General features: G+C 73.0%; 22 protein-coding genes. 17 read left to right on the top strand and 5 right to left on the bottom strand.

Annotated elements, in window-relative coordinates; translation table 11 throughout:
* Positions 1-17 precede the first annotated feature (17 nt).
* Positions 18-575 (top strand): Uma2 family endonuclease, encoded by a 558-nt coding sequence (locus ACZ7C5_RS21205; RefSeq protein ID WP_470323203.1) that lies wholly within the window; start codon positions 18-20, stop codon positions 573-575.
* Positions 576-581: 6 nt separating this feature from the next.
* Here ACZ7C5_RS21205 and ACZ7C5_RS21200 read toward each other — a convergent pair whose 3' ends face one another.
* From ACZ7C5_RS21200 to htpX, 3 genes are read right to left on the bottom strand one after another with little or no spacing between them, the layout of a single operon-like run.
* On the bottom strand, positions 582-1,409 hold the full coding sequence (locus ACZ7C5_RS21200) for a DUF3097 domain-containing protein (RefSeq protein ID WP_470323202.1): 828 nt from the start codon (positions 1,407-1,409) through the stop codon (positions 582-584).
* A 31-nt stretch (positions 1,410-1,440) separates the two neighbouring features.
* Complete coding sequence (gene pspAB / locus ACZ7C5_RS21195; protein ID WP_188298259.1) at positions 1,441-2,025, bottom strand: PspA-associated protein PspAB; 585 nt, start codon at positions 2,023-2,025, stop codon at positions 1,441-1,443.
* 24 nt (positions 2,026-2,049) lie between these two features.
* Complete coding sequence (gene htpX, locus ACZ7C5_RS21190) at positions 2,050-2,970, bottom strand: zinc metalloprotease HtpX (protein WP_401078032.1); 921 nt, start codon at positions 2,968-2,970, stop codon at positions 2,050-2,052.
* Between the two features lie 287 nt (positions 2,971-3,257).
* On the opposite strand from htpX, the gene hrcA reads away from it, so the two are divergent.
* The 14 genes from hrcA to ACZ7C5_RS21120 all read left to right on the top strand — a co-directional run bounded on the left by hrcA (position 3,258) and on the right by ACZ7C5_RS21120 (position 17,220).
* Positions 3,258-4,292, top strand: coding sequence for a heat-inducible transcriptional repressor HrcA (hrcA, locus tag ACZ7C5_RS21185; protein ID WP_401078035.1), 1,035 nt, complete (start codon positions 3,258-3,260; stop codon positions 4,290-4,292).
* 75 nt (positions 4,293-4,367) lie between these two features.
* Positions 4,368-5,507 (top strand): molecular chaperone DnaJ, encoded by a 1,140-nt coding sequence (dnaJ, locus tag ACZ7C5_RS21180; protein WP_188298262.1) that lies wholly within the window; start codon positions 4,368-4,370, stop codon positions 5,505-5,507.
* Between the two features lie 133 nt (positions 5,508-5,640).
* The gene (locus tag ACZ7C5_RS21175; protein WP_470323201.1) at positions 5,641-6,390 is read left to right on the top strand and encodes a 16S rRNA (uracil(1498)-N(3))-methyltransferase; all 750 of its coding nucleotides are present in this window, start codon (positions 5,641-5,643) and stop codon (positions 6,388-6,390) included.
* Between the two features lie 140 nt (positions 6,391-6,530).
* A complete protein-coding gene (locus ACZ7C5_RS21170) occupies positions 6,531-9,806 on the top strand; it encodes a S41 family peptidase (RefSeq protein WP_470323200.1) in 3,276 nt (1,091 codons plus the stop codon).
* A 318-nt stretch (positions 9,807-10,124) separates the two neighbouring features.
* Positions 10,125-10,478 (top strand): HIT domain-containing protein, encoded by a 354-nt coding sequence (locus ACZ7C5_RS21165; RefSeq protein WP_401078045.1) that lies wholly within the window; start codon positions 10,125-10,127, stop codon positions 10,476-10,478.
* A 6-nt stretch (positions 10,479-10,484) separates the two neighbouring features.
* Positions 10,485-11,408: a ribonuclease Z gene (locus ACZ7C5_RS21160; protein ID WP_470323199.1), complete on the top strand. Its 924-nt coding sequence runs from the start codon at positions 10,485-10,487 to the stop codon at positions 11,406-11,408.
* 277 nt (positions 11,409-11,685) lie between these two features.
* Positions 11,686-12,726, top strand: coding sequence for a PhoH family protein (locus ACZ7C5_RS21155; RefSeq protein WP_470323233.1), 1,041 nt, complete (start codon positions 11,686-11,688; stop codon positions 12,724-12,726).
* A gap of 14 nt (positions 12,727-12,740) precedes the next feature.
* Positions 12,741-13,235: an rRNA maturation RNase YbeY gene (ybeY, locus tag ACZ7C5_RS21150; RefSeq protein ID WP_188298269.1), complete on the top strand. Its 495-nt coding sequence runs from the start codon at positions 12,741-12,743 to the stop codon at positions 13,233-13,235.
* A gap of 19 nt (positions 13,236-13,254) precedes the next feature.
* Positions 13,255-14,577 carry a hemolysin family protein gene (locus tag ACZ7C5_RS21145; protein WP_401078053.1) on the top strand — a complete coding sequence of 441 codons (1,323 nt, stop codon included), beginning with the start codon at positions 13,255-13,257 and terminating at the stop codon, positions 14,575-14,577.
* Positions 14,578-14,610: 33 nt separating this feature from the next.
* Positions 14,611-14,847 (top strand): hypothetical protein, encoded by a 237-nt coding sequence (locus ACZ7C5_RS21140; protein WP_188298271.1) that lies wholly within the window; start codon positions 14,611-14,613, stop codon positions 14,845-14,847.
* Positions 14,848-14,873: 26 nt separating this feature from the next.
* Entirely contained in the window at positions 14,874-15,422 is a 549-nt protein-coding gene (locus ACZ7C5_RS21135; protein WP_401078057.1) for a DUF4383 domain-containing protein, read from the top strand.
* 28 nt (positions 15,423-15,450) lie between these two features.
* On the top strand, positions 15,451-15,804 hold the full coding sequence (locus ACZ7C5_RS21130; RefSeq protein ID WP_188298273.1) for a cytidine/deoxycytidylate deaminase family protein: 354 nt from the start codon (positions 15,451-15,453) through the stop codon (positions 15,802-15,804).
* 188 nt (positions 15,805-15,992) lie between these two features.
* Positions 15,993-16,169 (top strand): hypothetical protein, encoded by a 177-nt coding sequence (locus ACZ7C5_RS21125; protein ID WP_188298274.1) that lies wholly within the window; start codon positions 15,993-15,995, stop codon positions 16,167-16,169.
* Between the two features lie 70 nt (positions 16,170-16,239).
* Positions 16,240-17,220: a GTPase Era gene (locus ACZ7C5_RS21120; RefSeq protein WP_401078062.1), complete on the top strand. Its 981-nt coding sequence runs from the start codon at positions 16,240-16,242 to the stop codon at positions 17,218-17,220.
* A 169-nt stretch (positions 17,221-17,389) separates the two neighbouring features.
* On the opposite strand, the gene ACZ7C5_RS21115 is transcribed toward ACZ7C5_RS21120, so the two are convergent.
* Positions 17,390-17,656 (bottom strand): protealysin inhibitor emfourin, encoded by a 267-nt coding sequence (locus tag ACZ7C5_RS21115; RefSeq protein WP_188298276.1) that lies wholly within the window; start codon positions 17,654-17,656, stop codon positions 17,390-17,392.
* 157 nt (positions 17,657-17,813) lie between these two features.
* Positions 17,814-18,836: a M4 family metallopeptidase gene (locus ACZ7C5_RS21110; protein ID WP_401078067.1), complete on the bottom strand. Its 1,023-nt coding sequence runs from the start codon at positions 18,834-18,836 to the stop codon at positions 17,814-17,816.
* A gap of 340 nt (positions 18,837-19,176) precedes the next feature.
* Here ACZ7C5_RS21110 and leuA point away from each other — a divergent pair, with 340 nt between their 5' ends.
* The gene (gene leuA / locus ACZ7C5_RS21105) at positions 19,177-20,973 is read left to right on the top strand and encodes a 2-isopropylmalate synthase (RefSeq protein WP_401078070.1); all 1,797 of its coding nucleotides are present in this window, start codon (positions 19,177-19,179) and stop codon (positions 20,971-20,973) included.
* Positions 20,974-21,223: 250 nt separating this feature from the next.
* Positions 21,224-21,919 (top strand): TerB family tellurite resistance protein, encoded by a 696-nt coding sequence (locus tag ACZ7C5_RS21100; protein ID WP_401078073.1) that lies wholly within the window; start codon positions 21,224-21,226, stop codon positions 21,917-21,919.
* Positions 21,920-22,138 lie beyond the last annotated feature (219 nt).

Here is a 22,138-nt window from a genome sequence, read left to right as displayed (position 1 = left end):
GTCGGAGGGAGCGTGCGATGACCGCCATCGATGATCGGATGACCGGGATCTTCGAGAACCTGGAAGTGCCGGAAGGCGTCAAGGCCGAACTCATCAGGGGGGAAATCGTGATGATGGCGGGCCCTGACATGGTCCACAACCTCATCGTCCTGGCGATTCAGCACCAGCTTCCGTACGGTCGGTGGCGCCCCCTCACCACGCAGGATCTGGGGATCCCCGGCCAGGCCAGCGAACCTCAGCCCGGCCTCGTCGTCTTCGAACGCGGGGCGGTCGAGGAGCATGGGCGACTGCTGCCGTCGCCTGCCGTCTCCCTGGTGGTCGAGGTGGTCTCGAAGACCAGTGTCGACCGCGATTACCGGACCAAGCGGGAGCTCTATGCCGAGGGCACTGTCCCCGCGTACCTGATCGTCGACCCGATCAAGGGGGTGTGCGTGCTGCTGACCGAGTTGGGTCAGGATCCCGGCTCCGGCCTCCCGAGGTACATGTCCGAGCGGACCAGCAAGTTCGGCGAGCCCGTCCCCGTCGACCTGCTTGATGTCGATCTGGACACCACGGACTTTCAGAAGTACGTCTGACCGGCCTCATTCCGGCAGGGCCGTGAAGTCGATCAGCTCCTCGACCCGGCCCAGCAGTTCGGGCTCCAGGTCCTTGTAGCTGTCGACCTTCGACAGGATGTGCTTCCACGCCGCCGGGGTGTCCGCCGGCCAGCCGAGGCGGCGGCAGGTGCCCTCCTTCCAGTCCTCCCCCCGCGGGACGGCGGGCCAGGCGGGGATGCCGACGCTCGCGGGCTTCACGGCCTGCCAGATGTCGATGTAGGGGTGGCCGACGACCAGCACCGAGTCGCCGGTGACCCGGGCGGCGATGCGGTGCTCCTTGGTGCCGGGGAGCAGGTGGTCGACCAGGACACCGAGGCGGCGGCCGGGGCCGGGGGCGAAGTCGGCGACGATCGCGGGCAGGTCGTCGATGCCCCGCAGGTACTCGACGACCACGCCCTCGATCCGCAGGTCGTCGCCCCAGACCCGCTCGACCAGCTCGGCGTCGTGCCGGCCCTCGACGTAGATCCGCGACTCGCGGGCGACCCGGGCGCGGGCGCCGGGGACGGCGACCGAGCCGGAGGCGGTGCGGGACGGCGTGCGGGGGGCCGCGGGGCCGGTGGGGCGGACCAGGGTGACGGCCCTGCCCTCCAGCAGGAAGCCGCGCGGCACCAGCGGGAACACCCGGTGCTTGCCGAACCGGTCCTCCAGGGTGACGGTGAACCCCTCGGCGGTCTTCTCGCAGCGCACCACCGCCCCGCAGAAGCCGGTGGCCGCCTCCTCCACCACCAGGTCCCGCTCGGCGGGCACCTCGGGGGCGGGGGCCTGGTTCTTCCACGGCGGGGTCAGGTCGGGTCCGTACTGGCGGCTGCGCATACGGGTGATCATAGGGAGGGCGGACGGCGCGTCAGAGGCCCGGCGCGCCCCAGACCGGGAACCAGCGGCTCAGGTCCTTCTCCAGCCGCAGGTCGTTCCCCAGCATCGCGTTGACCTGCAACTCCAGCGGGCTGTTGCGCCGCTCCCCGCCGCCGGGCATCGGGGCGAAGGGGTAGAACGTCCCCCGCTTGTAGAGGTAGACCAGGGCCAGTGACTGTCCCTCCGGATTCCTGAAGGCCACCAGCGAGCAGAGCAGCTGCGGCCCGAAGCCGTTCGCCTCCAGCTCGCTGTTGACCGCGTGCAGGTCGTTCACCAGCTCCGGCAGCTCCTCGGGCCGGTGCCGGGCGAGCAGCCAGGAGTAGCCGTAGCCGTCCTTGGAGGCCTCCACGGGGACGCCGCCGCGCTCGGTGTCGGCGTCCAGCAGCGCCCTGACCTGCTGCTCGACCTGGACGAAGGCCGCGCCCTCGACGGCCGCGAAGCAGACCGAGCCGAGCCCGGTGGGGGTGAAGCCGGCCCCGGCCTCCAGGGTGAGCGCGGCGGACGGCACGCCGAACAGCTGGTCGAGGTCGGGTTTGACGGGCTTGGTGCGGCCGAACAGGGTGTCCAGGATTCCCACGGCGGTCCTCTCGGGTTCGGGGCTTCAGCGGCCGAGCTGCTCGGAGATCCGCGCCAGCTGCTCCAGCCGCTTCTCCAGGCTCGGATGGGTGGACAGCAACTGCGAGGCGGTCTCCCGGGCGCTCAGCGCGGGGGCGAAGTAGAAGGCGTTGTACGGCTGGGCCTGGCGCAGGTCCTTGCTGGGGATGGCCGCGATCTGCCCGGTGACCTTGGTGAGCGCCGAGGCCAGCGCGCTGGGCCGGCCGGTGAGCTGGGCGGCGGCCCGGTCGGCGGCCAGCTCGCGGTAGCGGGACAGCAGCCTGGTGAGCAGGAAGCTGACGGCGTAGACGACCATCGACACCAGCGGGATGACCAGCGCCACGACGGCCGCGTTCTGGTCGTTGTTGTTGCGCCCGCCGCCCATGAACCCGCCGTACACGGCGATCCGGGTCATCGCCCCGGCGAGCACGCCGAGGAAGCCCGCGATCGTCATCACCGCGACGTCCCGGTGGGCGACGTGCGACAGCTCGTGGGCGAGGACGCCCTCCAGTTCCTCCGGCTCCAGCCGGCGCAGCAGCCCGGTGGTCACGCAGACCACGGCGTTCTGCGGGTTGCGGCCGGTGGCGAAGGCGTTCGGCATGTCGTTGTCGGCGACCGCGACCCGGGGTTTGGGCATGTCGGCCAGCGCGCACAGCCGGTCGACCGTGCCGTGCAGCTGGGGGAACTGTTCGGGGGACACCTGGCGGGCTCCCATCGCCCGTTCGGTGATCTTGTCGCTGAACCAGAACTGGGCCACGAACAGCCCGCCGGAGATCAGGACGATCAGTGGCCACGCGCCGCGCAGCAGCGCGATCAGCAGGCCGGTGAAACCGACGTACAGCAGCCCGATCACGAACATCGTCGCGACCATGCGGCCGGTCAGGCCGCGGTCGGGCGCGAATCGGGTGTGCTGGCCCGAGCTCGACATCGCTTGCTCCTCCGTTCGCCGTCGCTTTCGATGCTGCCACCCGGACGGCCTCCGGGCACCACCCCGGCGCCGGGAGGATCGAACCGCGGGGGCCCCGCGGGCCGTGGCTGGAACTGCGGGGAGGATCACCCCGGCCGGACCGTTCCTGCCGTAGGGCCCGGGCCTTACACTGGCAGGTACGGTTCTGGCACTCGCGTGTTCAGAGTGCCAGGCCGGGGTCTCGGGAAGCGGCCCGCGGCGGCAAGGGACACAGACGGACAACGTGCGAAGACGGAGGTGCGCGCCCCATGGCCGGTGAGGTCCGCCAGCTGGACGAACGCAAGCTCGCCGTGCTCCGCGCGATCGTGCAGGACTACGTGGGCACCGAGGAGCCGGTCGGCTCCAAGGCCCTGGTGGAACGGCACAACCTCGGGGTCTCGCCGGCGACCGTCCGCAACGACATGGCGGCGCTGGAGGAGGAGGGTTACATCCACCAGCCGCACACCAGCGCCGGCCGCATCCCCACCGACAAGGGGTACCGCCTCTTCGTCGACAAGCTCGCCGAGATCAAACCCATGAGCGCCCCCGAGCGCCGGGCCATCCGGCACTTCCTGGACGGCGCCGTCGACCTGGACGACGTGGTCGCCCGCACGGTGCGGCTGCTCGCGCAGCTCACCCGGCAGGTCGCGGTGGTGCAGTACCCCTCGCTGACCCGCTCCACCGTCCGGCACATCGAGCTGGTGGCGCTGGCCCCGGCCAAGGTGATGCTGGTGCTGATCACCAACACCGGCCGGGTCGAGCAGCGGATGGTCGACTGCCCCGGCTCGGTCGGCGAGACGGTGCTGTCGGACCTGCGGACCCGGATCAACGCGAGAGCCGCCGGCCGGCGGCTCCCGGAGGTCCCCGGGATGCTGGAGGAACTGCCGGCGCTGTTCGACCAGGCCGACCGGCCGACCGTCAGCACCGTCCTGGCGACCCTGTTCGAGACGCTCGCCGAACATAACGAGGAGCGGATCATGCTGGCCGGCACGGCCAACCTGACCCGCTTCGGGCACGACTTCCCGCTCACCATCCAGCCGGTGCTGGAGGCACTGGAGGAGCAGGTCATCCTGCTCCGCCTCCTGGGTGAGACCGGGGACGCCGCGATGACGGTCCGGATCGGGCGGGAGAACGCCTACGAGGGGCTGAATTCCACCTCGGTGGTTTCGGTCGGCTACGGTTCGGGCGACGAGAGCGTGGCCAAACTGGGTGTGATCGGTCCGACCCGGATGGACTATCCGGGCACAATGGGGGCGGTGCGAGCGGTGGCGCGGTACGTGGGCCAGATCCTGGCCGAGTCCTAGCAGAGGCCATCGCCGGAAATCCGGCGATGGCGACCAGTCGCAGCACTACTACAGGCGGAACAAGCGGAGCATTTGGTGGCCACGGACTACTACGCGGTACTCGGCGTCCGACGGGATGCGGGGCAGGACGAGATCAAGAAGGCGTTCCGGCGCCTGGCACGCGAACTGCACCCGGACGTCAACCCGGACCCGAAGACGCAGGAGCGGTTCAAGGAGATCAACGCCGCCTACGAGGTGCTCTCCGACCCGCAGAAGCGTCAGGTCTACGACCTCGGCGGGGACCCGCTGTCCCCGGGCGGCGGTGGCGCGGGCGGCTTCGGCGCCGGCGCGGCGGGATTCGGCTTCTCCGACATCATGGACGCCTTCTTCGGCGCCGCGGCGGGCCAGCGCGGCCCGCGCTCGCGCACCCGCCGGGGCCAGGACGCCATGATCCGGCTGGAGATCACCCTGGAGGAGGCCGCCTTCGGCACCACCAAGGAACTCCAGGTCGACACCGCCGTCACCTGCACCACCTGCAGTGGCGAGGGCGCGGCCCCCGGCACCTCGGCGCAGACCTGTGACATGTGCCGGGGCAAGGGCGAGGTCTCCCAGGTCACCCGGTCCTTCCTGGGCCAGGTCATGACCTCCCGCCCCTGCCCGCAGTGCCAGGGCTTCGGCACCGTCGTGCCGACCCCCTGCCCGGAGTGCGCCGGCGACGGCCGGGTGCGCGCCCGCCGCACCCTGACCGTCAAGATCCCGGCCGGTGTCGACAACGGCACCAGGATCCAGCTGGCCGGCGAGGGCGAGGTCGGCCCCGGCGGCGGCCCGGCCGGCGACCTGTACGTCGAGATCGCCGAGACCAGCCACAACATCTTCCAGCGGCGCGGGGACGACCTGCACTGCACCGTCACCATCCCGATGACGGCGGCCTCGCTCGGCACCCAGGTGCCGCTGCAGACCCTGGACGGACTGGAGGAGGTCGACATCAGGCCCGGCACCCAGTCCGGCCAGTCGATCCCGCTGCACGGCAGGGGCATCACCCACCTGCGCGGCGGCGGCCGGGGCGACCTGATAGTGCACGTCGAGGTGAAGACGCCCAGCAAGCTCGACGCCGAGCAGGAGGACCTGCTGCGCCGCCTCGCGGTGCTGCGCGGCGAGGAGCGGCCGTCCGGCCAGTTCGCGCCGGGCCAGCAGGGCCTCTTCTCCCGGCTGAAGGACGCCTTCAACGGCCGGTAGCCGTCGTCCGCGGAGGGGTGCCGGGGGGCCTGCCCCCGGCACCCCTTCCGTGTCCGCCCCCTCCGCCGCAACCCCCTCCCCCTCTCCGCCGCAGGCCCCTCCGGCCGCAGCCCCCTCCTGGAAGGTCCCCGTCATGACCGCGCCCGTCTTCGTCGTCGAGACCGAGCGGATCGCCGCCGCCGTGCCCGGGGCCGTGGTGCGCCTGGACGGCGCGGAGGGGCGGCACGCGGCCGCGGTGAAGCGGCTGGAGCCGGGCGAGGCGGTGACCCTGGCCGACGGGCTGGGGCTCGGCGTGGAGGGCACGGTCGCCGAGGTGCTCGGCAAGGACGCGATCGACGTGGCGGTCGCCGCCGTGCGCCGCGAGCCGGAGCCCGCGCCGCGGATCGTCGTCGTCCAGGCCCTGCCCAAGGGCGACCGCGGCGAGCTGGCCGTGGAGACCATGACCGAGGTCGGCGTGGACGTGGTGGTCCCGTGGGCCGCCTCGCGCTGCATCACCCAGTGGAAGGGCGAGCGCGGCGCCAAGGCGCTCGCCAAGTGGCGCTCCACCGCCAGGGAGGCCGGCAAGCAGTCCCGCCGGCTGCGCTTCCCCGAGGTGCGCGAGCCGATGACCACCAGGCAGCTGGCGCCGCTCCTGGCGCGGGCCGCGTTCGCCGCCGTGCTGCACGAGGAGGGCGCCGAGCCGCTGGCGCACGCCGCGCTGCCGGAGACCGGGGACATCGTCCTGGTGGTCGGCCCCGAGGGCGGGGTCTCCCCGGAGGAGCTGGCCGCCTTCGCCGAGGCCGGCGCCAAGCCGTACCGGCTGGGCCCCTCGGTGCTGCGGACCTCCACCGCGGGGGTGGCCGCCGGCGCGCTGCTGCTCGGGCGCACCGGCCGCTGGTCGTAGCCCCCTCGTGCCGGTCGCGGCACCCCGGTCCCGCCGCTCGTAGCACCCCGGCCGCGGCCGCCGCAACGGTGCCCGCGGGTGCGGTCCGGAGTCTCGGAAAACCGGCCCGGGGCGTACCCGCACCTGCCTAGGCTGGCCGGGTGACGGACTCCCTCAACACCTCTCCGACCACCTCGGCGGGCGCCTACCTGCGCCATCCCCACCTGCACGGCGACCTGGTCGCCTTCGTCGCCGAGGACGACCTCTGGCTCGCCCCGCTGGACGGCGGCCGGGCCTGGCGGCTGACGGCCGACCACCTGCCGGTCCACCACCCGCGGTTCTCCCCGGACGGCCGGCACCTCGCCTTCACCTCCACCCGGGACGGCGCCCCCGAGGTGCACGTGGTGCCGGTGGACGGCGGCCCGTCGCGCCGGCTCACCCACTGGGGCAGCCACCAGACCAGGGTGCTCGGCTGGACCGCCGACGGCCGCCCGATCGCCGCCACCAGCGCCGGCGAGGGCAGCCTGCGCCGCACCTGGGCGCACGCCGTGCCGCTGGACGGCGGCGAGCCGCAGCGGCTGCCGTACGGACCGGTCGGCGGGATCGCCTTCGAACCGGGCGGGGACGGGGTGCTGCTGAGCACCGTCAACGGCCGCGACCCGGCCTGGTGGAAGCGCTACCGGGGCGGCCGGGCCGGCCGGCTGTGGCTCGGCCGGCGGGAGTTCGCCCGCGTCCACGAGGAGCTGGACGGCCAGCTGGACTCGCCGATGTGGGCGGCCGGGCCCGCTCGGCCCGACGGCGGGCACGGCGGGAGGATCGCCTTCCTCTCCGACCACGAGGGCGTCGGCGAGCTGTGGTCCAGCCTCCCGGACGGCACCGACCTGCGCCGCCACACCACCGACCCGGACGGCTTCTACGCCCGGGGCGCCACCAGCGACGGCACCCGGGTGGTCTTCCACCGGGCCGGCGACCTCTGGCTGCTGGACGACCTGGAGGGCGCCGAGCCGCGCCGGCTCGACGTCCGCCCGGCCGGTCCGCGGGCCGGGCGCCGCCCCCGTCCGGTGCCCGCCGCGCACTGGCTGGAGTCCGTCGCCCCCGACCGCACCGGCCGGGGCAGCGCCGTGGTGGTGCGCGGCAGCGTGCACTGGCTGACCCACCGGGAGGGCCCGGCCCGGGTGCTGGACGAGACACCGGGGGTGCGCGGGCGGCTGGTGCGGGTGGTGCCGGGCGAGGACGGCGCCCAGGGCGTGCTGTGGGTGTCCGACGCCGAGGGCGAGGACGCCCTGGAGTTCGCCCCCGACCTGCACGGCGCCGAGCGCCGCCGGCTGGCCGCGGGGCAGCTCGGCCGGGTCAACTCGCTGGTGGTCTCCCCGGACGGCAAGCAGGCCGCGCTCGGCGTGCACGACGGCCGGGTGCTGCTGGTCGCGCTGGCCGACGGCGCCGTGCACGAGCTGGACCGCAGCACCGACGGCGAGGCCGGCGGGCTGTCGTTCAGCCCGGACTCGGCCTGGCTGGCCTGGTCGCGCCCGGTGCGCGGGACGGGCCCGCACTCGCTGCGCCAGATCGTGCTGGCCAACCCGGCCACCAGGACGGTCGGCGAGGTCACCCAGCCGCGCTTCGTGGACACCTCGCCCTCCTTCACCGCGGACGGCCGCTACCTGGCCTTCCTGTCGGTGCGCAACTTCGACCCGGTCTACGACGCCCACGTCTTCGACCTGTCCTTCCCGAACGGCTGCCGCCCCTACCTGGTCACGCTGGCCGCCGACACGCCCTCCCCGTTCGGGCCGCAGCGGGCCGGGCGCCCGCTCGGCGGGGAGGAGGAGGAGCCGAAGGCCAGGAAGGCGGACGGCGAGGAGGCGGCCGCCGACGCCGCACCGGTCACCAGGGTGGACCTGGACGGCATCGCCGACCGGATCATCCCCTTCCCGGTCGAGGGCGGCCGCTTCGAGGAACTGGCCGCCGCCAAGGACGGCGTGCTCTGGACCAGGGCCCCGCTGATGGGTGAACTCGGCGACGAGGCCGCCTCGTTGGACGACGACCGGCCCCGCCCGGTGCTGGAGCGCTTCGACCTGCGCAAGCGCCGGGTGGAGCAGCTGGTGCACGGCCTGGACGGCTTCGCGGTCAGCGGGGACGGCACCCGGGTGGCCGTGCTGGACGAGGGCGAGCTGCGGGTCGTCCCGGCCGACCACAAGGGCGGCGACGAGGAGGAGACCACCGTCGACCTCGCCCGGCTGCGGGTGAGCGTCGACCCGGCCGCCGAGTGGCGGCAGATGTACGCCGAGAACGGCCGGCTGATGCGGGACAACTTCTGGCGCCCCGACCTGGCCGGCGTGGACTGGGCCGGGGTGCTGGAGCGCTACCGGCCGCTGGTCGAGCGGATCGGCTCGCACGACGAACTGGTCGACCTGCTCTGGGAGGTGCACGGCGAACTCGGCACCTCGCACGCCTACGTGCTGCCGTACGGCCGGTACACCGAGCCCGCCCGGTGCCAGGGCCTGCTCGGCGCCGACCTGGTCAGGGACGGTGAGCAGTGGCGGATCGCCCGCATCCTGCCCGGGGAGTCCTCCGACCCCAGGGCCCGTTCGCCGCTGGCCGCGCCCGGCGCCGCGATCCGCCCGGGCGACGCGGTGCTCGCCGTCAACGGCCGCCCGGTGGACCCGGTCGCCGGCCCGGCGCCGCTGCTGGCCGGCACCGCCGGGCAGCCGGTCGAGCTGACCGTGGCCGGGAAGGACGGCACCGACCGGCGCCACCCGGTGGTCGTCCCGCTCGCCGACGAGGAGCCGCTGCGGTACCACGACTGGGTGGCCGGACGGCGGGCCGTCGTCCGGGAGCTGTCCGGCGGGCGGCTGGGCTACCTGCACCTGCCCGACATGCAGACGGCCGGCTGGGCCCAGCTGCACCGCGACCTGAGCACCGAGATGGCCAGGGAGGGCCTGGTCGTCGACGTCCGGGGGAACCGGGGCGGCCACACCTCGCAGCTGGTGATCGAGAAGCTGGCCCGCCGGATCGTCGGCTGGGACGTCGTGCGGGATGTCGACCACTCGCTGCCCTACCCGTCGGACGCCCCGCGAGGTCCCGTGGTCGCGCTCGCCGACGAGTTCACCGGCTCGGACGGCGACGTGGTCGGCGCGGCCATCCAGGCGCTCGGGATCGGCCCGGTGGTCGGTGTGCGCACCTGGGGCGGGGTGATCGGCATCGACAGCCGCTACCGGCTGGTCGACGGCACCCTGGTCACCCAGCCCAAGTACGCGTTCTGGCTGGAGAACTACGGCTGGGGCCTGGAGAACCACGGCGTCGACCCGGACGTCGAGGTGCCGTTCGCCCCGCACCACTGGGCGGCCGGCGAGGACCCGCAGCTGTCCGAGGGCGTCCGGCTGGCCCTGGCCGCGCTCGCCGGGACCCCGGCCCGCACGGCTCCGCCGCTGCCCTGGGCGTAGCCGCGGCGCAGTGCCTCCCGGAGCGGGAAGTCGGCCGGTCCGACCTCCTGCTCCGGGGCGCGGGGGCGCCGGCCACGCCGCGCAGAGCGGCGGCCCCGAACACCTGGCGCCTCACCAGGCGCTGGCTGCTCGGCTTCGTCATCCTCGCGGTCGCCTTCCTCACTGAGGACTTCGACACGGACGACGGCGACGTCGTCGGCATCCGCGCGGTGCGCCGGAAGCACCTCCAGGAGTACCGGCAGGCCGTCGCCGGGCTCGGCTAGGCTGCGCCCGTACGGCCCCACCACCACCCGACGTACCGACTCCGAGGAGTAGCCGATGGCCGGCGAGCCCCAGCCCGACTGCGTGTTCTGCAAGATCGTGGCGGGCGAGATCCCCGCGACGGTGGTGCGCAAGACCGAACGCACCCTCGCCTTCCGGGACATCGCCCCCAAGGCGCCCCTGCACGTGCTGGTCATCCCGCACGTCCACTTCCCGAACGCCGCCGCGCTGGCCGCCGCCGAGCCGGAGGCCGCCGCCGAACTGCTCGCCGAGGCGGGCGCGGTGGCCAGGGACGAGGGCGTCGAGGACTACCGGCTGATCTTCAACACCGGTGCGGGCGCCGGGCAGACCGTCTTCCACGCACACGTCCACGTGCTCGGCGGCAAGCCCATGACCGAGAGCATGGTCTGATCCCAGGTGTCCCAGCGCGAACTCGTCGTCCTCGGCACCGCCAGCCAGGTGCCCACCCGGCACCGCAACCACAACGGCTACCTGCTGCGCTGGGACGGCGAGGGCCTGCTGTTCGACCCCGGCGAGGGCACCCAGCGCCAGATGCTGCACGCCGGGGTCACGGCCACCCAGATCACCCGGATCGCGGTGACCCACTTCCACGGGGACCACTGCCTGGGCCTCGCCGGGGTGATCCAGCGGATCAACCTCGACCGGGTCCCGCACCCGGTCGACGTCTACTTCCCGGCCTCCGGCGAGGTCTACTTCGAGCGGCTGCGGCACTCCACCGCCTACCACGAGACGGCCGTGCTGCGGCCCCGGCCGATCGACGAGCCGGGGCCGCTGCCCGCGCCCGGCGCCCGCTTCGCGCTGGACGCCGTCCGGCTGGACCACCCCGTCGAGTCCTTCGGCTACCGGCTGTCCGAGCCGGACGGCCGCCGGCTGGTGCCGGAGCGGCTCGCCGCGCTCGGCGTGCGCGGCCCGGCGGTGGGCCGGCTCCAGCACGAGGGCGCGATCGAGGCGGACGGCCGCACGGTGACCCTGGAGCAGGTCAGCGAGCCGCGGCCGGGCCAGAAGTTCGCCTTCGTGATGGACACCCGGCTGTGCGAGGGCGTGCACCGGCTCGCCGAGGGCGCCGACCTGCTGGTGGTCGAGGCGACGTTCACCGACGCCGACGCCCGCCTCGCCGAGGAGCACGGCCACCTCACCGCCGGGCAGGCCGCCAAGGTCGCCGCCGAGGCCGGGGTGCGCACCCTGGTGCTGACCCACTTCTCCCAGCGCTACCCGGACCTCGGCGGGCACCTGGCCGACGCCCGCAGGCACTTCGACGGGGAGCTGGTGCTGGCCGCCGACCTCGACCGGGTGCCCGTCCCGCCCCGCCGCCCGGCGTGAACGCCGTGAACGGCCGGAAAAAGGGTTCGCGTCGCTCCCCGAACTGCCGCAGCATCGACGGGTGCGGCCCCGCCGCCCGCCACGGCGACCACGCTCGCGGCGTACCCTGGTGCCCCGGAGACACCGAGCGGCACACGAGACCACGGATGGGATGAGGCAGGCCCCGCGCCGACCTATGAGTGACACATCGCAGACCCGTACGAACGGACAGTCGCGCCCCGAACCCGCCGACGACGGCCGCGTCAGCGCCCGGTTCGTCATCCCCGAGAAGCACCCGATGGTCACCCTGCTCGGTGCCGCGGACTCGCTGCTGCGCGTGATCGAACAGGGCTTCCCCGCCGCCGACATCCACGTGCGCGGCAACGAGGTGACCGCCACCGGAGCCCGGGCCGAGGTCGCCCTCGTCCAGCGGCTCTTCAACGAGATGATGCTGGTGCTGCGCACCGGCCAGCCCCTGACGGAGGACTCCGTGGAGCGCTCCATCGCCATGCTCCGCAGCCAGGAGGAGGACCCGGACAGCCCGGCCCCCTCGCAGGTGTTCACCGCGAACATCCTGTCCAACCGGGGCCGCACGATCCGCCCGAAGACCCTCAACCAGCAGCGCTACGTCGAGGCGATCGACAAGCACACGATCGTCTTCGGCCTCGGCCCCGCCGGTACCGGCAAGACCTACCTCGCGATGGCCAAGGCCGTCCAGGCCCTCCAGGCCAAGGAGGTCAACCGGATCATCCTGACCCGTCCCGCGGTCGAGGCGGGGGAGCGGCTGGGCTTCCTGCCCGGCACCCTCTACGAGAAGATCGACCCGTACCTGCGCCCGCTGTACGACGCGCTGCACGACATGATGGACCCGGACTCCATCCCGCGCCTGATGGCGGCCAGCACCATCGAGGTCGCCCCGCTCGCGTACATGCGCGGTCGCACCCTCAACGACGCCTTCATCATCCTCGACGAGGCCCAGAACACCTCGCCCGAGCAGATGAAGATGTTCCTCACCCGCCTCGGGTTCAACTCCCGGGTGGTGGTCACCGGCGACACCAGCCAGATCGACCTCCCGGGCGGCACCCGCAGCGGCCTCAAGGTGGTCCAGGAGATCCTGGCCGGCGTGCCGGACATCCACTTCTCCGTCCTCACCAGCACCGACGTGGTCCGCCACAAGCTGGTCGGCCGGATCGTGGACGCCTACGAGCGCTGGGACGCCCGCCAGGAGGCCGAGGAGCCCGCCCCGGCGGCCCGCAAGCCCGCCCAGCGGCGGCCCGGCAAGGCCGCCGCACCCCGCGCACCCCGCGCACCCCGACAGTCCCATCGCACCGAAAGCTGAGCACAGAGCCCGTCATGTCGATCGACATCGCCAACGAGTCCGGTTGGGAGGCCGACGAGGAAGCCATCCTCGACGTCGCCCGCTTCGCACTGGACAAGATGCGGATCCACCCGCAGTCCGAACTGTCCGTGATCCTGGTGGACGGGGCGGCGATGGAGGAGCTGCACATCCAGTGGATGGACCTGCCAGGACCCACCGACGTGATGTCCTTCCCGATGGACGAGCTGCGTCCCGGCAAGGACGGCGAGGAGCTGCCGCAGGGGCTGCTCGGCGACATCGTGCTCTGCCCCGAGGTGGCCGAGCAGCAGGGCAAGGCGGCCCCCTCCAAGCACTCGATGGACGAGGAGCTGCAACTGCTCACCGTGCACGGTGTGCTGCACGTCCTCGGCTACGACCACGAGGAGCCCGAGGAGGAGGAGGAGATGTTCGCCCTCCAGAAGCGCATCCTGGACGACTGGCGGGCGGGCCGGGGCCTCGGCGGCATCTCCCCGGCCCCCACCACCCACTGAGCGCGGAGCCCGAACCCCTGTGAGTGGTGAGAGTACGAGCTTCATCCTGGGTGCCGTGCTGCTCGTCGTGCTCGGCTGGCTGGCCGCGTGCGCCGAGGCGGGCATCTCCCGGGTCTCCCGGTTCCGGGCGGAGGAGGCGGTGCGCAGCGGACGGCGCGGCTCCGCGCGGCTGCTGACCGTCGCCTCCGACCCGATCCGCTACCTCAACCTGGCCACCCTGATCCGGGTGGCCAGCGAGATGGCGGCGGCCGTCCTGGTCACCGTGGTCTGCGTGCGCAACGTCAGCCCGACCTGGCAGGCCGTGCTGCTGGCGTTCGGCGTGATGGTGCTGGTGTCCTTCGTCGCGGTGGGGGTCTCGCCGCGCACGATCGGGCGCCAGCACCCGGTGACCACCGCGGCCGCGGCCTCCTTCGTGCTGCTGCCGCTGGCCGCGGTGCTGGGCCCGATCCCGCGGCTGCTGATCCTGCTCGGCAACGCGCTGACCCCGGGCAAGGGATACCGGGAGGGGCCGTTCGCCTCCGAGGCGGAGCTGCGGGCGCTGGTGGACCTCGCCGAGAAGGACGACCTGATCGAGGACGAGGAGCGCCGGATGGTGCACTCGGTCTTCGAGCTGGGCGACACCATCGTGCGCGAGGTGATGGTGCCGCGCACCGACCTGGTGATGATCGAGCGGCACAAGACCGTGCGGCAGGCGCTCACCCTGGCGCTGCGCTCGGGCTTCTCGCGCATTCCCGTGGTCGGCGACAACGAGGACGACGTGGTCGGCATCGTCTACCTCAAGGACCTGGTGCGCCGCACCCACATCAACCGGGAGGCGGAGTCCGAGGAGGTCGGCGCGGTGATGCGCCCGGCCGTCTTCGTCCCCGACTCCAAGCCGGCCGGCGACCTGCTGCGCGAGATGCAGCAGCGCCGCTCGCACGTGGCGATCGTGATCGACGAGTACGGCGGCACGGCCGGCCTGGTCACCATCGAGGACGTCCTGGAGGAGATCGTCGGGGAGATCACCGACGAGTACGACCGGGAGATCGCCCCGGTGGAGGACCTCGGCGACGGCTCGTACCGGATCACCGCCCGGCTGCTGGTGGAGGACCTGGGCGAGCTGTTCGGCATCGAGCTGGAGGACGAGGACGTCGAGACCGTCGGCGGCCTGCTGGCCAAGCACCTGGGCCGGGTGCCGATCCCCGGCTCCGCCTGCGAGATCCCGCTGCCCGAGCCGGTCGCGGGCGGCCTGACCGGCATCCTGCTGACCGCCGAGTCCTCGGCGGGCCGGCGCAACCGGATCGGCTCCATGGTCGCCGCCCCCGTCCGCGCCGAGGACGCCGAGGAGTCCCCGGGCGAGTAGCGGGCGGGCGGTCGCCGAGCGACCATGGAGGGCATGACGCACAAACTTCGCGCGGAGTACGGCCCGCAGGGGGCGGCCGGCGGAGTCAAGTCCTGGCACGTGGTGCGGGACGAGGACCCGTCGGTGGCGCTCTGCGGCCGGACCATGTCCGACGACGCCGAGACCCGGCCCGAGGAGGAGTGGGGCACCGGGTTGCGCTGCTGCCAGCAGTGCGGCTCGCTCTACATGCACGAGACGCCGCACATGGAGAAGCTCCATCCCTACAGCTAGACCATGGCCGAGCTCTGGAGGTCGCCATGAAGCTGCAAGACACTCTGCCGTCCGTCGACAGACGACTCGCCCTGGTGTGGCGGGTCGGGGCGGGGCTCGGGGGGATCTTCCTGATCGTGTTCGGGTGCCTGGGGCTGGCCGACCACTCCGGCTTCCTGTCCACCCACGGTGACCGGATCGCCGGGCTGTCGACCAACGGGGCGCTGAGCATCCTGTCCATCGTGGCGGGCGCGGTCCTGGTGCTGGGAGCGGTGATCGGCGGGAACTTCGCGTCCAACCTCAACATGGCGGTCGGCGTGCTGTTCGTCCTGTCCGGCTTCTACGGCCTGGCGGTGCTCGGGCGGCCGGACGCCAACATCCTCAACTTCCGGATGTCGAACGTGCTGTTCGCGTTCGTCTTCGGGATCGTCCTGACGACCTTCGGCATGTACGGCAGGGTGAGCAGCCACCTGCCGCACGACAACCCGTTCTGGCGCGAGCGCGCCGAGCACGAGGAGGCGCGGCCGACCGGGCCGAAGACCTTCGTCAAGGTCCTCAGGCCGAACCCGGGGCGGACCCACCCGGTCGGCCACTGACCGGCGCCGGGTGCCTATGCTCGGCGGCATGAGTGACATCGTCGAGCTCGACCCCGAAGACAAGAAGATCATCACCCTGGCCCGCTCGGCCCGCGCCCGCAACGGCGTCGCCGAGGGGGCCGCGGTGCGTGACGAGACCGGTCGCACCTACGTGGCCGGGACGGTCGCGCTGGAGTCGCTGCGGCTGAGCGCCCTGCGGACGGCGGTGGCGATGGCGGTGGCCAGCGGCGCCAGGTCGCTGGAGGCGGCGGCCGTGGTGAGCGAGGCGGAGCAGCCGGACGAGGCGGATCTGGCGGCCGTACGGGACCTGGGCGGGGCCGGGACGCCGGTGCTGCTGGCCGGTCCCGACGGGACGCTGCGGGTGGCCGCCGAGGCGCGCTGAGACTCGGCGGGGGGCCCGCACGGGGCCCGTACGGGGCTGCTACGGGCCTCGGCGCGGGGAGGGCCCGCACGGGGCCGTCGGGGGTCCCGTGGCGGGCCTTCGGCGACCGTGCCGACCGGCATGGCCCTCGGCCGTGCCCGGCAGATAATCTCACCGAGGGGAGTGGACTCGGTGAGGGGGCTGGGGGCATGGGGGCGGTGGCGTTCTTCGCCGGGCTGCTGCTGTTCGTGATGGGGCTGGGCAAGTGGCAGGAGACCAAGTCGGACGTCTGGCTGTTCGGCTCGCTCGGCTTCCTGCTGGCGCTGGTGGTGGTCTCGCTGATCCCCACCGGCGGCAAGGGCGGGAAGGGCGGCAAGAAGGGCTGAGCGGGTGTCCTGAAACCCCCGGAGGCGGGCCCGGACGGCGGGGCTCCGGTGATCAGGGAGAATGGAGCCCATGAATGCCCCTTCCTCCTCGTACCGCTCCGGGTTCGCGTGCTTCGTCGGCCGGCCCAACGCGGGCAAGTCGACCCTGACCAACGCTCTGGTGGGGACGAAGGTCGCGATCACCTCCGACCGCCCGCAGACCACCCGGCACACCGTGCGCGGCATCGTGCACCGCCCGGACGCCCAGCTCGTGCTGGTCGACACCCCCGGTCTGCACAAGCCGCGCACCCTGCTCGGCGAACGCCTCAACGACCTGGTCCGCACCACCTGGGCCGAGGTCGACGTGATCGGCTTCTGCCTGCCCGCCGACCAGAAGATCGGCCCCGGCGACAAGTTCATCGCCAAGGAGATCGCCGGGATCAAGAAGACCCCGAAGGTCGCCATCGTCACCAAGACCGACCTGGTCGACTCCAAGCGCCTGGCCGAGCAGCTGATCGCGATCCACCAGCTCGGCATCGAGCTGGGCTTCGAGTGGGACGAGATCATCCCGGTCTCCGCCGTGGGTGGTCAGGCAGCGGGACGCAGTCCCTCGGACAAGGGTGGTGGTGGGCGAGGGGCCGGCCAGGTCGAACTGGTCGCCGACCTGCTCACCAAGCTGCTGCCGGAGGGCGACCAGCTCTACCCGGAGGGTGACCTCACCGACGAGCCCGAGCAGGTCATGGTCGCCGAGCTGATCCGCGAGGCCGCGCTGGAGGGCGTGCGCGACGAACTGCCGCACTCGCTGGCCGTCGTGGTCGAGGAGATGCTCCCGCGCGAGGGCCGCCCGGCGGACCGCCCGCTGCTGGACATCCACGCCAACGTCTACATCGAGCGGCAGAGCCAGAAGGCGATCGTGATCGGCGCCAAGGGCGCGCGGCTGAAGCACGTCGGCACCACCGCCCGCAAGCACATCGAGGCGCTGCTCGGCACGCCGGTCTACCTGGACCTGCACGTCAAGGTCGCCAAGGACTGGCAGCGCGACCCCAAGCAACTGCGCAAGCTGGGCTTCTGAACCGGGGGCTTCCGGACCGGGGGCTCGTGAACCACGGCCCCTGACGGGGGAGTTCACCACGGCGGGACCGTCGAGGGCCCGGCCGGACGTTTCGCGTCCGGCCGGGCCCGTGTCGTCGGTCCGGCCCCACGGGGCGTCAGGCGGGGGGCCGCCCGGCCCCTTCCCGGCGCTAGGCGCCCTCGCGCAGCACCAGGGAGACCAGCTCGCGCTGCGAGTCGGTGAGCTTCGGGTCGGCGCAGTGCACCGTCCGGCCGTCGACGGTGATCTCGTAGTGGAAGCCGTCCGGCACCCCGTACGAGGGCGCGCGCAGCCCGCCCGCGACGGCCTCGCGGGCGAGTGCGTGCACGTGCGGGGCGTCCGTGCGGTCGGCGGTGTCGATCTCCGCATGGCGGACGATCCCCGCGAAGCCGCCGGTCCGGGTCACCTGGATACGCATGGTGTCCATGGTGCTACCCGGGGAGGGGGTTTGCCGGGCTTTTCCCGGACCGTGACCTTAAGCCCGCCTCAACCCGGTCTCAACCATCACCGGGCCCGGACCGCCGCCCCCGGAGCGCCACCCGCGGGCCGCCGACCGCCCGGGCCGCCGGGCGCCGTCACCCCGGGCTGACCCCGACCTGCGCCCAGGAGGCCGTGACGGTGTCCACCACCGACCGGTCGCCGGGGTAGCGGGCCCCGGCGGCGGCCACGGTGGCCCGGGCGAAGGCGGTGAAGTCGGCGTCGGCGGGCAGCGTGCGCCCGGTCAGCGCGTCGTACCAGATCCGCCCCGCGCGCTCCCAGGCCGAGCCGCCGAGCGCGGTGGCCAGCAGGTAGAACGCGTGGTTGGGGATGCCGGAGTTGATGTGCACCCCGCCGTTGTCCTGGGAGGTGTCCACGTAGTCCCGCATGTGCGCGGGCTGCGGGTCCTTGCCGAGCCGCGGGTCGTCGTAGGCGGTGCCGGGCGCCTTCATCGAGCGCAGTGCCACGCCCTGGACACCGGGGGCGAGCAGCCCGGCGCCGATCAGCCAGTCGGCGTCGGCGGCGCCCTGGTGCAGCGCGTACTGCTTGACCAGCGAGCCGAAGACGTCGGAGACCGACTCGTTGAGCGCGCCGGGCTGGTCCTGGTAGTCCAGGCCGGCGGTGAACTGGGTGACGCCGTGGGTGAGTTCGTGGCCGATGACGTCGATGCAGGCGGTGAAGTCGCCGAACACCACGTTGTCGCCGTCGCCGAAGACCATCTGGTGGCCGTTCCAGAAGGCGTTGTCGTAGTCGCGGCCGTAGTGGACGCTGGCGTCCAGCCGCAGGTTCCGGTCGTCGATCGAGTGCCGGCCGAAGGCGTCGGCGTAGAGCGCGAAGGTGGCGCCCAGGCCGTCGTAGGCGCGGTTGACGGAGCTGTCGGAGGACGCGCCCTGCCCCTCGGCGCGCACCCGGCGGCCGGGCAGCCGCTGGCCGTGGGCGGCGTCGCAGACCACCCTGCTGAGGCCGGGGGCGCCGGCGACGGCCGGGGGCGGGGCGAGGCGGGCCGCGCGGTGCGCGGCGTCGAGGGCGAGGGAGTGGACGGCGGGCTCGTGACCGGCCTCGGCGAGGTGGTCCAGGACGTACGGCGGGACGATCGTGCAGAGCGGCACTGCTGCGGTCATGTCGCCCAGGGTGAGGCCTCGATGACTTGTTGTCACCACCTTTGACGGGACCGGCCGGTGTCTCAAGGAGTGGAACGGAAGCCCGGATCACTTCGGGGGCGCGCGGCGCTGGGTTACGCTGGGGCCATCATGCGCAACGGGCTGCTTCTTCTTAGCTGCCGCGTCGAGGGCCTGTAGTCCACAGGGGCCGGCACCCTCGCCGCGGGGAACGAGCTGTGCGCGCAATCGGCGATCCGACGGTGTATCGCGAGCGGCAGCAGAGGCCGGCCAGTCGGTGTCGACCAGGTGTCGACCACCGGACCCGCCCGCAGTACGCATCACAGGAAGCCGAGTCACCTCCATGACCGAGCAGAACTCCGCCGCGCCCGTCCCCGCCGGCCGCCCCTTCGTCGACCGCCCCACCCCGATCACCGCCGCCTCGGTGCGCCAGCGCCCGTCCGGCATGCGGTACGGGCGCTACCTGCCGTTCGGCACCGTGGACCTGCCGGACCGGACCTGGCCGGAGAAGGTGATCACCAAGGCGCCGCGCTGGCTCTCCACCGACCTGCGGGACGGCAACCAGGCGCTGATCGACCCGATGTCCCCGGCCCGCAAGCGGATGATGTTCGACCTGCTGGTGAAGATGGGCTACAAGGAGATCGAGGTCGGCTTCCCCTCCTCCGGCGCCACCGACCACGCCTTCGTACGGTCGCTGATCGAGGAGGGGGCGATCCCCGAGGACGTCACCATCTCGGTGCTGACGCAGGCCCGCGAGGAACTGATCGAGAAGACCGTGGAGTCGCTGGTCGGCGCCCCGCGGGCGACCGTCCACCTGTACAACGCGACCGCGCCGCTGTTCCGCCGGGTGGTGTTCCGCAACGACAGGGCGGCCACCAAGGCGATCGCCACCGAGGGCACCCGGCTGGTGATGGAGTACGCGGAGAAGCTGCTGGGCGAGGACACCGCCTTCGGCTACCAGTACTCGCCGGAGATCTTCGTCGACACCGAGCTGGACTTCGCGCTGGAGGTCTGCGAGGCGGTCATGGACGTCTGGCAGCCGGGCGAGGGCCGCGAGATCATCCTGAACCTGCCCGCCACCGTCGAGCGGGCCACCCCCAACGTCCAGGCCGACCAGTTCGAGTGGATGTCGCGCCACCTGTCCCGCCGCGAGTCCGTCTGCCTGTCGGTGCACCCGCACAACGACCGCGGCACCGCCGTCGCCTCCGCCGAGCTGTCCTACATGGCCGGCGCGGACCGCATCGAGGGCTGCCTGTTCGGGCAGGGCGAGCGGACCGGCAACGTCGACCTGGTGACGCTGGGGATGAACCTGTTCTCGCAGGGCATCGACCCGCGGATCGACTTCTCCGACATCGACGAGGTGCGCCGCACCGCCGAGTACTGCAACCAGATGGAGGTGCACCCGCGCCACCCGTACGCCGGCGACCTGGTGTACACCTCCTTCTCCGGTTCGCACCAGGACGCCATCAAGAAGGGCTTCGACGTCCTGGAGGCGGACGCGAAGGCGGCGGGCGTGCCGGTGGAGGAGCACACCTGGGGCGTGCCGTACCTGCCGATCGACCCGAAGGACGTCGGCCGCACCTACGAGGCGGTCATCCGGGTCAACAGCCAGTCCGGCAAGGGCGGCGTGGCGTACGTGCTGAAGAACGACCACAAGCTGGACCTGCCGCGCCGGATGCAGATCGAGTTCTCCCGGATCATCCAGGCCAAGACCGACGCCGAGGGCGGCGAGGTCAGCCCGGCCGAGATCTGGCGGGTCTTCGAGGACGAGTACCTGCCGACCACCGACAACCCGTGGGGCCGGATCGCGCTGAGCGGCTCGCGCACCCTGACCACCGAGGACGGCCGGGACGCGCTGACCGCCGAGGCCCTGGTGGACGGCGCTCCGGTGACCATGACCGGTACCGGCAACGGCCCGGTCTCGGCCTTCGCCGACGCGCTGGCCAGGATCGGCGTGGACGTACGCGTCCTGGACTACGCCGAGCACGCGCTGAGCGAGGGCGGCGACGCCCAGGCCGCCGCGTACGTGGAGTGCGCGGTGGACGGCAAGGTGCGGTGGGGCGTCGGCATCGACGGCAACACCGTGCTGGCCTCGCTGAAGGCGATGATCAGCGCCGTCAACCGGGCGCAGCGCGACTGATTCGCGAGGGTGGTGTGCGAAGGGCCGTCCCGCGGGGCGGCCCTTCGCCGTGCCCGCCGCGCACCGCGCCCGGCGCTGTGTCCTGCGCCACATTTTTTCGGATCGGAAGCCGTTCGAGGTACTGACACGTGCCGGTAACCGTGGCAACATCGATCCACCGGAAAGCCGGGTCGGTGGGACGGCTCGGTGTCCGGTCGCGTGACCTGCCCATTGTCGAGCAGGCCGCCTGCCATGTCTGGGGAGTGGCGCCGTGACCAGGTTGTGGGGTGTTCGCCCGAGGTGGCGGACTGACGTTCTCGGTGACTTCTTCTGCCCCGGCTGTGGCGGGGACCGCAACTACCGCCGGCAGCACGGCCGGCGGTGGCTGCGGCTGCTGGGGACCCCGGTGGTCCCGCTCGGACCGGTGATCGGCAGTGTGCAGTGCACCGGCTGCCACGGCCGGTACGGCGTCGAGAGCCTGGAGCAGCCCACCAGCGTGCGCCTCGGCGCGATGCTGCGGGACGCGCAGTACACCATCGCGCTGGCCCTGCTCGCGGCCGGCGGCACCGCCCACCGGGCGGCCCGCGAAGCGGCCTGCGCGGCGGTGCGCGAGGCCGGGTTCGAGGACTGCGGCGAGGCCCAGGTGCTGGCCGCGCTCGCCGCGCTCTCCGGGCTCGGCGGTGAACTCCACGAAGCCCACGACCTGGGGGCACCTCCCGGCCGGGGGCTGGGGGAGTCCGGCGGGCTGGCCGTCGAACTGCACGCGGTGCTCGAACCGCTCACCCCGCACCTGGCCCACCACGGCCGCGAGCGGCTGTTGTTGCAGGGCGCGGGGATCGCGCTGGCCGACGGGCGCTACCTGCCGCAGGAGCGCGACGCGCTGGCCGCGGTCGGGCAGTGCCTGGACCTGCCGAAGTCCAGGGTCGGGGCGCTGCTGGAGGCGGCGACCCGGGCACCGTACAAGTAGCCGACGGCGCGACCGGTCGACGCTACGGACGACCGGCCGCACGACCGCGGGCCGCACGACCGAAGGCCGCGCGAACGACCGACGGCACGGATCAGCCGACGGCACGAACAGTCCGGTGGCGCCACACCGGGATTCCCGCAGACCACTCCGAATCCCCCACAAAACGGGCCCGGACTCCCCCCTCCGGGCCCGCCGTGACCCGCACCGCAGTGGTCCTCC

The organism is Kitasatospora sp. NPDC036993, assembly GCF_055607525.1.
The sequence above is the reverse complement of the archived record's forward strand: the minus strand, read 5'-3'. Positions and strand labels throughout refer to the sequence as shown.